The sequence below is a fragment of the Streptomyces sp. NPDC048192 genome, from assembly GCF_043202415.1.
GTDB lineage: Bacteria > Actinomycetota > Actinomycetes > Streptomycetales > Streptomycetaceae > Streptomyces.
This window is the reverse complement of the sequence record NZ_JBIDAL010000028.1, coordinates 63,800-72,985: the sequence shown is the minus strand read 5'-3', so window position 1 is coordinate 72,985 and position 9,186 is coordinate 63,800. Positions and strand designations below refer to the sequence as shown.

General features: G+C 68.8%; 10 protein-coding genes and 1 pseudogene. 5 read left to right on the top strand and 6 right to left on the bottom strand.

Annotated elements, in window-relative coordinates; all coding sequences use genetic code 11:
- Positions 1–638 (bottom strand): FAD-dependent oxidoreductase (locus ACGFZN_RS38265; RefSeq protein ID WP_393863095.1); only part of this gene is annotated, 638 nt, incomplete at its 3' end.
- Positions 639–1,826: 1,188 nt separating this feature from the next.
- On the bottom strand, positions 1,827–2,981 hold the full coding sequence (locus ACGFZN_RS38260; RefSeq protein WP_393863094.1) for a PP2C family protein-serine/threonine phosphatase: 1,155 nt from the start codon (positions 2,979–2,981) through the stop codon (positions 1,827–1,829).
- A 142-nt stretch (positions 2,982–3,123) separates the two neighbouring features.
- Between ACGFZN_RS38260 and ACGFZN_RS38255 the strand changes: the two genes are divergently transcribed.
- On the top strand, positions 3,124–3,471 hold the full coding sequence (locus ACGFZN_RS38255; protein ID WP_393863093.1) for a hypothetical protein: 348 nt from the start codon (positions 3,124–3,126) through the stop codon (positions 3,469–3,471).
- Between the two features lie 451 nt (positions 3,472–3,922).
- Here ACGFZN_RS38255 and ACGFZN_RS38250 read toward each other — a convergent pair whose 3' ends face one another.
- The 3 genes from ACGFZN_RS38250 to ACGFZN_RS38240 all read right to left on the bottom strand — a co-directional run bounded on the left by ACGFZN_RS38250 (position 3,923) and on the right by ACGFZN_RS38240 (position 6,418).
- A complete protein-coding gene (locus ACGFZN_RS38250) occupies positions 3,923–4,903 on the bottom strand; it encodes a hypothetical protein (protein ID WP_393863092.1) in 981 nt (326 codons plus the stop codon).
- Between the two features lie 158 nt (positions 4,904–5,061).
- On the bottom strand, positions 5,062–5,307 hold the full coding sequence (locus ACGFZN_RS38245) for a hypothetical protein (protein ID WP_393863091.1): 246 nt from the start codon (positions 5,305–5,307) through the stop codon (positions 5,062–5,064).
- A gap of 295 nt (positions 5,308–5,602) precedes the next feature.
- Positions 5,603–6,418, bottom strand: a complete 816-nt coding sequence (locus ACGFZN_RS38240) for a hypothetical protein (protein ID WP_393863090.1) — start codon at positions 6,416–6,418, stop codon at positions 5,603–5,605.
- 241 nt (positions 6,419–6,659) lie between these two features.
- Between ACGFZN_RS38240 and ACGFZN_RS38235 the strand changes: the two genes are divergently transcribed.
- From ACGFZN_RS38235 to ACGFZN_RS38220, 4 genes and pseudogenes are all read left to right on the top strand, one after another.
- Positions 6,660–6,959 carry a helix-turn-helix domain-containing protein gene (locus tag ACGFZN_RS38235; RefSeq protein WP_393863089.1) on the top strand — a complete coding sequence of 100 codons (300 nt, stop codon included), beginning with the start codon at positions 6,660–6,662 and terminating at the stop codon, positions 6,957–6,959.
- Positions 6,960–7,001: 42 nt separating this feature from the next.
- Positions 7,002–7,382 (top strand): hypothetical protein, encoded by a 381-nt coding sequence (locus ACGFZN_RS38230; RefSeq protein WP_393863088.1) that lies wholly within the window; start codon positions 7,002–7,004, stop codon positions 7,380–7,382.
- A gap of 132 nt (positions 7,383–7,514) precedes the next feature.
- Positions 7,515–7,987: pseudogene (locus tag ACGFZN_RS38225) on the top strand (hypothetical protein).
- Between the two features lie 51 nt (positions 7,988–8,038).
- Complete coding sequence (locus tag ACGFZN_RS38220; protein ID WP_393863087.1) at positions 8,039–8,620, top strand: GNAT family N-acetyltransferase; 582 nt, start codon at positions 8,039–8,041, stop codon at positions 8,618–8,620.
- Between the two features lie 184 nt (positions 8,621–8,804).
- Here the strand turns inward: ACGFZN_RS38220 and ACGFZN_RS38215 are convergent, their stop codons facing one another.
- A complete protein-coding gene (locus ACGFZN_RS38215) occupies positions 8,805–9,008 on the bottom strand; it encodes a cold-shock protein (protein ID WP_360160827.1) in 204 nt (67 codons plus the stop codon).
- Positions 9,009–9,186: the final 178 nt, after the last annotated feature.

Genomic DNA, 9,186 nt, shown 5'->3' with positions numbered 1-9,186 from the left:
TCCCTCATCAGCAGGCGCGGGCGGGCCTGGACGATCGTGACCTCACTGCCGAACCTGCGGAACATCTGCCCGAACTCCAGCCCGATGTAGCCGCCACCGAGGATGATCAGGTGCTCAGGGAGCACGCCCAGCTCCATGATCGACGTGGAGTCCAGGACAGGGACGTTCTGTGCGCCGCTGATCGCCAGCGGCTTGGACCTGGTGCCCGTGTCGATCACGATCACCGGTGCGCCGATCTCCTGCGTACCGCCATCCCTCAGGGCGATCCCGATCGTCTTGGGCCCCGTGAAGTGGGCCTCGCCTTCGATCAGATCGAGCCCATCCTGCGCCAGGCGGCTCGCGTAGTTCTCCCGCGCGCCCGCGACCATTGCCCGCTTCCGCTCCCGCACGGCGGTGAGGTCGACCGACACCGGTCCGGTCCGCACTCCGTACTCGGCGCCGCGCCGTGCCTGGTGGGCGAGGCGCGCGCTGGCGACCATCGTCTTGGTCGGGGTGCACCCTGTGTTCACGCAGACGCCGCCGAGGTGATCGCGCTCGACGAGCGCCACCTTCTTGCCTGCCTTCGCCAGATCGACGGGGAGAAACCGGCCGCCCTGGCTGGTCCCGACCACGATCACGTCATAGCTCTCGTCTGCCACAGCGAGATCGTAACCCTCTGCGTTTCTGATTGCACCGAGCGTGCACACGCGGGCGTGGGTGTGCGACTCGGCTGGGACAGCTCACCACCGCACAGCATCATCTCGATACGCGCCCGGTCTCCACCACCGTCAACAACCCCATCCCCTCGCCAGACCCGCATCCCATCCGGGCCGTCCGCAGCGGTATCCGGGCGGGCGGCCATGGCGCGGACTGGGCTCGGGGCGGCCAAACCAACGCCGTTAGGATGCGGGGGCGGGGTTGTGCCGGCCCGCCGCCGGTAGAACCCCGCACTCTCACACTCCCCCTCCTCGACCCGGTCAGCCCCAGAGGGCGCTCCGACCATGTCGAGGGCATGCGTTCGGGAAGCGTGCGCTGCCGTACGGGACATGCGCGGTTCATGCAGGGGGGCTCACGCCGGCTCGGGATCAGCGCGGGCCCCGCCCCGCCCATCACCCGCCGTCCGGGGACGACCTGGACCGGCTCACCTCCACAAAGCGCACGCGACCGCCAAGCGGGCGCCCCATACCCCCGGCCGCCGGCCCGGCGGGCTTCGCGGCTGGGGCTGGGCTTGCGTCGGGCGGCAGCGAAGGCGCCCAGCACGACCGCCCCGGTTGCAGCGACCATGGCGGCGATCGGGCCGCCGACCGCGCTGACGAGCACCGGTCAGGTCCTCCCCGCCAACGCGGGGGTGATCCCGCCGCGCGGTACGGCTCGCGCTGCATGCGGCCAACACCAGGTCATCACCGCGATGGCGGGGATGACCCGATTGGGAGTGGGCGGCCCGAGGCGGGCTCCGTGTAGCGAGGGTGGGGATTCGAGCTGGCGCAGACCGGCTCATACCTTGCAACCGACCGTCGGCTCGTCCCGGTTGCGGCCGGCCTTTCCGCTCAGAAAGCCAGCCGCAACCGTCTCGACCTGAGCCGAGCCGCGTCGGTAGTCCTCCACGCCCACGCCCCTGTCGGGGAAGACGTCAAAACTACCGCCCATACGCCCCGCCCCGAGTGCGTGTTGCCCGGCAGCCCCGCAACCCAACCGCACTCCAGCGCTTCCTGGACTGACAACACATTCCGCGACCCCGGTCCTGGCGCGTCGCCACCCACCCGCAGGCTGAGGCGATCGTTCCCAAGGCGATGCTCACCAACGCGGGTCGTGTCCACTCTGCTTCCATGCTGGTGGAGTGGTGAGCCTCAGATGGCCGGCATACCGACTCCTTCGTCGAGCCGGTCGACAAGGATCATCGCCACGTCGTCCGCCAAGCGGCCTTCGGTGTGCCCGAGCAGCGCCTGGTGCAGTTGCCCGAGAAACTCCTGAGGAGTGGTGCTGCAGTTGATCGACTCCATGGCCTGCGGCAGAGGGAAGAAGCCGTTGCCAGGATTGCGGGCTTCGATCACGCCATCGGTGTACAGCAGCAGACGGTCCCCGGGTACGAACGGATAGGTCTCAGGTTTCTCGGCAGGGCAGGTGATCAGGTCCTCCAGGCCCAGGGGCGGGTGTGGTGAGGTGGGCATCAAAGCCTGGGTTCGGCCCTTGTGGAGTACCAGCGGGGGCGGGTGGCCGCGGTTGACCAGTTGCACTACGGGTTCGTCGTCCGGCACCTGGACGATGAGTGCAGTGGTGAACCCCTCCATCAGGGCCTCCTCGGGAAAGGCGCCCGGCACGGCGGCCTCCCGGCGCAGCGCGGCCGCGCAGTGGTTCATGACCCCCACTAGGTCGTCCACATAGTGCACGACCACCCGGAACGCGCCCAGCGCCACCGCGACCGCATGCATGCCGCTCAGCCCCTTGCCGCGGACGTCGCCCACGATTATCCGGACGCCGTATGGCGTCTGCACGGCCTCATACAGATCACCGCCGACCTGCGCCCCGGTCCCGGCCGCCAGGCACAGGCTGGCCGCCCGCACGGGGCCAAGGCGCTCGGGGACCGGCCGCAGAATGACCTCCTGTGCGGCAACGGCGATCCGGCGGACCTGGTCGAGCTCGCTCTTCCTGTACGCACGCATGACGCTGCTGGTGATGAAACCGGCCACGGAGACCAGAGCCAGAGCCAGGAAGTTGGTGTAGACCTGCAGGGTGCCCCATGCCTGGTTGTACGTGGCCGTGGTCACGCTGACCGCCAGCGCGAGAGCCACCGCCACGGCCGTGCGTTTGGGGCCCATCGTCACCGCCGCCAGCGCCGGCACCGCGGCGAGAAAGGTGCCGGTATACAGGAAGTGAGCAGGGGTGAGCTCGATGACCAGCACGGCCAGCGCGATCACAAACGGCACACACTGCGCCAGCGCGAGCAGGACCCTGCTTTGACCGCCCGCTCCTGGTCGAGAGGGTGAGTGGAAGAGCGACACCACACCTTCAGCCTGCCTCGCCCACGCCCTGACGGCCTCCCGACACGGCGACCAGAACGCCTGACCGTGGGGCGTCAAGGGACTGCATCGCGGGGATGGATCTCCGGTGGCAACGCCCTGCAGGCCATGATCAAGATCTGCACCCATGGCTGCGACGAAGATCAATCGGCAGCTTCACGATCACACGGCCAGCGGGGTAAAGGCCCCGGCCAGCATCGGCCGGGGCTTTTGCTTCGATGCGGCGGCAGTGGTGGGTGACCAGCGCCAGCAGTTCCGGTGGCACCTCCTCGCCTGCCGGGCGTGGGGCGGGCGCGAGCGGCAGGGTGTCGCGGATCTGCTGCAGGCCCGTGTTCTGCTGCGGGCCGCGGGGGACCTCGCTGCGCCGCTGCGGTTGCTTGCGTGGGTGAGTGGAGGTCATGGCGGGCCGTCCCTTTCGGCCGGTCCCACGATCCGGCGCCTGCTGGGTGGCGTGGCCACGCGCGGGGCGCTGTGAGTGACGCGGCGCGTCTGGGGCCTACCTGTCCGCGTCGGTCGTGGGCTGACGCGGCACTCAGCCGGGCACCGTCACAGCGCAATGGGAAAGGGCGGCACCACCCGTACAACGACGCATGTTCTGTCGAAGGCACGGCGCCGCCGGCATCCGGTGGCAGCCAGCAGTGATGACCAGCGGGCCGCCGCCCGCCGAAGGAGCCGAGATGACGCTGGGCATGCATTCACCCTGTAGCAGCGCCTTCCCAAGTCACACGCATAACCTAGCTACTACAGCACTCCGCCCGGACCGAGCTTCGAGGTACACCGCTCGATCGTGTTCGAGGCGATCCGCGAGGTCCGCCGATTCTGACGCCCCAGCGGCACGGGGGCATACCGCCTCTCGGCATGCGTCAGCAAACTGTCGCTTCCGTGTCGCTGGCGGCGGCTCCGCCTGCGGGCGTCGGCTCGCTTTCCTACTCGGCGGCCAGAGCGTGCAGGTTGATGGTCTCGCCGCAGACGATGTACGTGTTCAATGCGCAGAGGTTGGCGATCTCGATCGCAACCTGCGCGTGAACCGCTTTGTTCGTCATCTTGTCGATGGCAGTGAACCGCTCGTACAGGCCCGCAACGATGGCATCCATGAGCGCCCGGTTCGAGTCGCTGCTGACAGTCTGCTTGATGAACGCGGACAGGCGGTTGCGGTGTTTCGAGTCATCGAGGACCAGTCCGTCCGCGGACGGTTCGTCACGGGCCGGGAATACGTGGTCGACGACGGCTTTAAGGATGCGACGGCACGTGGTGATCGCCTGGGACAGTTCTTCGGTAACGTCACGGTCGGGAGCGCTGTCGGCTGCCTCCTGGAGTCGGCGATAGACGGCACTGAACTGCTGGAGCAGATCCGGCACGCCGTCGGCAAGCAGCGCGTCGACCTTGACACGGTAGCCGTCGAAGATGGACTCGTTGATGGTGCTGTAGTCGAGGCGACGTTCCCAGGAACACAACAGGGCGAACGTCAGGTGCCGGGTCCGGGCAAGGATCCGCGTCGTCCGCTGGCGAGTATTCAGATCGGTCTCGTAATCGACCCTCTCCCCGCTCTTCTTGAGATCTCTGATTTCCTTGTCCCAGAACTCCAGCTCAGCAAGCGAGTGAGAGTCGATGTTGTCGCTGCCCTCGATCTTGCGGTCATTCATCCATGCCTTGAGGGCTTGCTCTGCTGGCCCCGTCATCGACCCCCAGGTCGATGGGTCCTCCATGAGCATGCGGGAAATCTCGCCGTTCGTCTCGCGGTCCCCGCCCATGGTCTTGAGATCGAGCGAAAGCCGAACCGCGTACTTGGTATCGCCCACCAGGTTCGCGATGCGCACGGCACGACGGACCGAGACTTCCAACGGCATGTTGTCGAACTCGTCCAGTGCCTTCCGGACGAGCCGCAGAACGTGATCGCTTGTTGCCATAGCGGAAGCCTAGGCATCCCGGCACGGCAACCACCCCGCATTACACAGCCGCTGCGCATCGCCGCACGCTACGAGACCGCCCAGACCGACGTTCAGATCGGTGGCGACCTGTACGCGGTGCAGGACACACCGTACGGAGTGCGCTGCCTGATCGTAGATCAGGCGGGGCCGGTGTTCGAGCCAGTGGTGCGGACGGCATGCGGGGAGCCCAGCCGGTCGGCGAGGCGCTGCGCCTGGTGGATCTCCTCGAGAACCCTCTCCGCGACCTTCACCTGGCTGTCGTTGATGGCGCCGGAGGCGGAGTAGCGGCTCTCGGTGACGTCGCCGACCATGCGGGGCGCGATGGCCACCTCGTCTCCGCCGTCCGAGGCGACGTCGACACCACATCTGCTGTCCGTTCTCATGGACAGAGCCAGCCCGGCGGCGGACACACCTTCAACCGCCGCACCTTCTGCTGAACGGACACCGAGCCGGCGGCCGCAACCGGCCACTTCCCGTGATCCGCGCATGCGGGTGAAGGATGCTGCGTAGCCTGTACGTTGCCGTCCCGGTGGTCTCCCCCGTGCCACCGGGACGCTCCCTTGTCGGCAGCCACGCGTGCGGCCTGCAGCGGAACGGCAGCGCCACCGACACGCACCCGCCTTCTCCCCGGTCGCCGCGCGCGGACGGCCGGGGCCACGGCGGCAGAGGCCGCAGTTTCTACGCGCGGCCGAGGCCCTGAGGGCGCTGCTGCTCGTACACGGCGGTCTGCTGCTGAGCACGGTCGTGGGCAGCCGGACGGCCGGAACCGAGCGCGGGAGCCGGGTAGTCGGCGCCCCGCTGCCTGTGCCGCTCGCGCATCTCTTCGATGCGGGCTCGCAGTTGGTCGGGATCCGTCTTCTGGATCAGGTCGGCCAGCTCCGCATAGGCTGCCGCGTCCTGTTCGGACATCGGCTGTGGACGGCTCTGCCTCCGCAGGCGCTGCTCGCGCTCCCCGGCCGGGGCGGCCCTCCACCCCTCTGCGCTGCCACGCGGCTGCGGAGCGGCGGGATGGGGCCGCGCGGGCTCGTGCGGGACGGGGGGTGTCGGGTCGCTGGGCTGGGAGACGAAGCGGGGGAGGGCACGGTTTTCGAGCACGGACGCGTCGAAGTCCTCCCCGCCGGCCAGGACGAGGTGGTCGGCGGTGCGTGCCATGTCCAGCAGGGCCTCCCTCACGCCCGGGGCGAGCAGCAGATCGGTGTGCACGACCAGGACTCCCTCGGTGCGCGGAGGTTGCTCGGCCGCCTCGTGCGCGGAGATGACCGCGCAGGCCAGGCGGGGATACAACTCCTGCAGCACGGAGCGGATCTGGGGGAGCATGTGGCGCACGTCGACCACGGTCAGTGATGCGCCGCTGTCAGCCGCCAGGCGTGCGCCCGCGGCGACGGCGACCTGCCTGCCGGGCGCGCCCAGGCCGTAGTCGACGAGGCCGCCGCCGGCGGCTACCAGCGCGTCGACAGGCTGTGCCGCCTCAGGGTGGGTGAGCACATCGATCATGTAGGCCCCTCAGTTCCTCGCCGGACATTCCGGCGGCAGCGCATCCGTGACAGCGCCATCCTGCCGTTCGGGAACGCTAGCCTCTCCGGCCCGGACGCCTGGTGGAGCTGCCGGGCAGTTTCGAGGCAATCAGACGGGCCTTGCCTCGAGCGCCGAGTGCCGGGCACCGTCCCATCGGCTGCGTCGCGGATATGCACGCAGCGGGTACCGGCAGACGCCGCAGGCCGTAGGGACTCCTAGCGTGGGGGCAGTCGTGGACTTCCAGACGGGCCCGATCCGGGACGCCTCCCGGGCCGGGGACTACGGACGCGTCATCGAGCTGGTCCGCAAGGGGCGGCAGATGACGCAGGCGGCGCTGGGTCAGGCTCTGGGCATGTCCCAGTCCGCGGTCAGCCGTCTGGAGAAACGCGGCCCGGCCTCATACAGCACCACCGTCCTGACCGCGGCGGCTGCGCATCTTCAGATTCCGCCGGCTCTGATGGGTCTGGCAGACGGGCGCACGGCCCGGGTTCAGGTGAGAGACGACGATCCCATGCACTGACCCACCGTCCTTGGCGGCGCCCTCGCCGCGATAACAGCCCCCGTGCTGGCCGCCGTGCCGGACACGCACGACAGCGGACAGGCCGCCGCCCTGCGGCTGACCACGAGCGCCTACCGCAGACTCGACGGCACCACCCCCTCCCGGGACCTCGCCGACGCAGTGGACGGCCACATCCGGCTCATCCAGACCATCACCCGCACCGCCACCGGCGACGCCGATAGGGCGCGGCTGGCCGCCGTGGGCAGCGAGGCCGCCTCCTTCGCGGGCTGGCTCGCCTGGGACAAGGGCGACCACGGGTCGGCCCGTTCCTGGTACGGCGGGGCCGTCAAAGCCGCGCGCACTGCCGGGGACCCGCTGCTGACGGCCTACCAGATCGGCACGCTCGGTCAGTCTCGCCTCCCGCGCACTCGAGGCCGGCCTTGAGTACCGCTCCGGCAGGATCGTGGAACGCGCCCGAGCTGTGCGCCGCAGCCTCACTACCAGCTCACCGCCCAAGGCGGTACGGGACTTCGACGAACGCCTCCACGGCGTCTACCTGTAGGGAGGATGACCCGCATGCGGGTGGGAATCACCGGGCACCGCGGACTGAGCACGCAGGTCGAGGAACAGGTACGGGCTCTGCTGGCCGACCAGGTCAAGACCTACGACCCGGCCGAACTGACCGGCCTGTCGTGCATCGCCGACGGCCCCGACTCCTGGTTCGCCGAAACCGTCCTCACCCACGGCGGCCGCCTCGAGGTCGTCATCCCGGCCACCGAATACCGCCAAGGCCTGCCCGACTGGCACCACCCCCTCTACGACCGGCTCCTCTCCCGCGCGAGAGACGTCCACCACACCGGCTCACCGCATCGACGCCGAAGGCCCATCAAGCCGGATCCGAAATCCTCGTCGGCCTGGCGGACGAACTGATCGCCGTATGGGACGGCAAACCAGCACGAGGCTACGGAGGCACCGCAGACGTCGTGGCCTACGCCGAACAAGACGGCGTCCCCGTGCGCGTGCTGTGGCCCGAGGGCGCCACCCGATGACAACAGCCCTGAAATTCACGGATCAGAGGCGAGCTTGCCAGGATGTTGACCATGCCTTCTCTGGTCACGCCTGTCCTGCCCTCTGGCCGCCTCAACGCCTCTGCCCAACCGGCACTGCCGATCGACGGCGACTTGCTGCTGCGGCCGTGGCTGGCTTCCGACGCAGCCGCCGTTGCGCGAGTGTTTGAGGACCCGACGATCCAGCACTGGCACCTGCGCAAGGCGGACTCCGAAGACGAGGCCCGAGCGTGGATCGAACAGTGGCGCCGCGGCTGGGAGAGCGAGACTGCCTGCCATTGGGCCGTGGCCGATGTCGGCGACGACAGGGTCCTGGGACGGGTCTCTCTGCAGTCCATCATCATGGTCGGCGGGCAAGCCGAGATCTCCTACTGGACCACCCCGGAATCTCGTGGCAAAGGCGTCTGCTCCCGGGCAGTGGCCCGCGTGGCGAGGTGGGCCTTGGAAGAAGTCGGCTTCCACCGACTCGAACTCGGCCACTCAACGGCAAACGTTGCATCCTGCCGCATCGCCGAGAAGACAGGCTTCGCCCTGGAAGGCATAAGACGTCGGGCACTGCTGCACACCGACGGCTGGCACGACATGTATCTGCACGCCCGCCTCCATGAAGTCTGACTGCGAGTTGCCGCCGAGGCAGGGCCGCTGGCCAGCCCGATCGGGCTCGGCTGGGTTCGGCAACAGACCCCGCGAGGCTGCGAGCTGAAGAAACGGTGTAGGACCCGGCATCACGTACCGGGCCCCTCCTCGTAGCGGGGACGGTGGTGCCACTCTGCACAAGCCTCCAGAGGCCGGCGGGGCGTCAGCCGCGGACGATGTTCTCGGCCTGGGGACCCTTCTGCCCCTGCGTGACGTCGAACGTGACCTTCTCACCCTCCACCAGCTCGCGGTAGCCGTTGCCGGTGATGTTCGAGTAGTGGGCGAAGACGTCCGGTCCGCCGCCGTCCTGGGCGATGAAACCGAAGCCCTTCTCGGAGTTGAACCACTTCACGGTGCCGCTGGCCATACTGCGTCCTTCTCGATCTAGCCGGGGGGTGCCGGCCGGGGTGAGTAGCAAGCGCCCCCCTTGCGGGAAGACACCCTGCGTCCCTCCTACCCCCGCCAGAGCTCGGTCATTCGATCATGCGTCCAGGTGACCTGGGCAGCAGCCAGCCCACCGACCGCATTCGGACACTTCCCGCGAC